Origin of the sequence: Burkholderia sp. GbtcB21 (assembly GCF_019091065.1) — a bacterium.
Taxonomy (GTDB): Bacteria; Pseudomonadota; Gammaproteobacteria; order Burkholderiales; family Burkholderiaceae; genus Burkholderia; species Burkholderia pyrrocinia_C.
Map to the genome: position 1 here is coordinate 1 of NZ_JAGXKA010000242.1, position 271 is coordinate 271.

Genomic DNA, 271 nt, shown 5'->3' on the forward strand with positions numbered 1-271 from the left:
CCGGCCTGCTGCCGACCGAAGAAGCGCGGATCGCTGCTCGATACCAGCCGCCCGGCGGCGTCATACACGTGGCGGGTAATGCGGACGTCGTCTACGGTGGGGTTGCCGGGCGGGGGGCGTTGGACCGTGCGCACCACCAGGCCACGCCCGTCATGGACCGTGGCCAGCGGCGTCCCGTTCTCATCCGTTTCGAGCCGATACCAGGGCCGGTACTGGCTCGTGCGCTGATGCCCGGCGGCCGTGACCACCCGCGCCACCCGGCCCGGCGCGT

General features: G+C 72.7%; 1 protein-coding gene. It reads right to left on the minus strand.

The window, feature by feature from the left end; translation table 11 throughout:
• The coding region (locus KVT39_RS36880; RefSeq protein ID WP_217591476.1) for a hypothetical protein at positions 1-271 on the minus strand (271 nt) is incomplete at both ends.